The sequence below is a fragment of the Acinetobacter sp. WCHA39 genome, assembly GCF_002165385.1.
Lineage (GTDB): Bacteria > Pseudomonadota > Gammaproteobacteria > Pseudomonadales > Moraxellaceae > Acinetobacter.
On record NZ_NHRP01000080.1, the window covers coordinates 1 to 1341 of the forward strand.

General features: G+C 36.5%; 2 protein-coding genes. Both read right to left on the minus strand.

The genetic code is table 11. From position 1 onward, the window contains the following. Positions 1-114 precede the first annotated feature (114 nt). Complete coding sequence (locus tag CDG56_RS16660; protein WP_087548449.1) at positions 115-417, minus strand: helix-turn-helix domain-containing protein; 303 nt, start codon at positions 415-417, stop codon at positions 115-117. 4 nt (positions 418-421) lie between these two features. After that, positions 422-766, minus strand: coding sequence for a type II toxin-antitoxin system RelE/ParE family toxin (locus tag CDG56_RS16665; protein ID WP_087548450.1), 345 nt, complete (start codon positions 764-766; stop codon positions 422-424). Between the last annotated feature and the right edge of the window lie 575 nt (positions 767-1341).

The window sequence follows — 1341 nt, forward strand, 5'->3', positions numbered from 1 at the left end:
TGTGTTTGACTTGGAAATGTCCATATAGGACATTTCTATTTGGTTTTAAGGTAGGACATTTCTACTTGGGAATAACACAAAAACGGAAGCTTATAGCTTCCATTTTTGTGTCTATTAGACATTGAATCCTATATGTTTTCCTGTTGGAAGCTCTACATCAATACGAAGTTTTCCGCCCATTGCTTCAACATATTTTTTCATCGTTGAAATTTTAAGATCATGACCACGATTTTCGATTGCTGACAATGAAGGCTGTTTGATTCCAAGGGTTGCAGCCAGTTCTTTTTGGGAAATTTCTAGCTCTTCTCGAATAAGGTGAAGCTGAGTTTCCAAAAGTAGTTCATCCGCCATGTTTTGAATACGAGCTTGACTCTCTGGAGAGCGACTAGCCAATAATTCTTGTAGGGTCTTAGCCATCTTATTAATCTCCTAAAGTTGAGAGATGAAGTGCATATTGCTCATCTGCAATTGCTAGCATCTCTGTATAGAAACGCTTTTTATTACTCTTATCACCAATACACAGCACAATCGCTTGTCTTAGGGGATCAAATGCAAAAAATGCCCTTAACGGTTTACCACGATGCTGAACACGTAGTTCCTTCATATTGGTAAACTTAGAATCGTAGACGGTATCGACTAAAGGACGACCTAAACTAGGCCCTTGCTGTTGCAGAACAACCAATGCAGCTAAGACTTTCTCTTGTGTTGCTTCATCTTGCTGTTCAAGCCATTCATTAAACAGATCCGTTGTAATGACTGTCCACATATTACAACCACAATATAGATTACAGTCTATATTTTATGCTTAATTGAATTATTATTCAAATGACAATAAAAAACCCCGACATCCTGTCGGGGTTTTTCGTATTTGGTACTAGGGTCAACTCCTGTCATCCCTCGCGTCCTGTCGCTGATCTTATTGTTGTTATATGGAACATCCTGTTTTCGTTGAGTCCATGATAGGAAATTGAGCTGAGTATGGCTATTGGCAATTTTCTGGAATGAATGTACGCCAAAACGTACATGATTTTATCAGGTATTTATCCCAAGATTTGTCCGCAGGAAATGGGGATAATTTCAGAAATGGAGGCCTTTAGAAATCAGGAAAAGTTGAGATTTTGATTAATTTTTAACCAATCTGATTGGCAAAAGATATCAAACTTGCTCAAAAAAAATCCGCTTTGTTTCCAAAGCGGATTTTTGCGGTAGTTTTGAATTATATAAATTTACTACTTTATTGAAAAATAATGATTTTTAACAAGTAGTTTCGCATAACCACCATTATGTTAAATTGATGTAAAAAACTTGATGAGAAAAAGTTAAAGGTAGACTCTATAGTTG

Bases quoted from the DNA above. Each gene is read 5' to 3' on its own strand.
- CDG56_RS16660 (WP_087548449.1), bottom strand. From the start codon at position 417: ATGGCTAAGACCCTACAAGAATTATTGGCTAGTCGCTCTCCAGAGAGT.
- CDG56_RS16665 (WP_087548450.1), bottom strand. From the start codon at position 766: ATGTGGACAGTCATTACAACGGATCTGTTTAATGAATGGCTTGAACAG.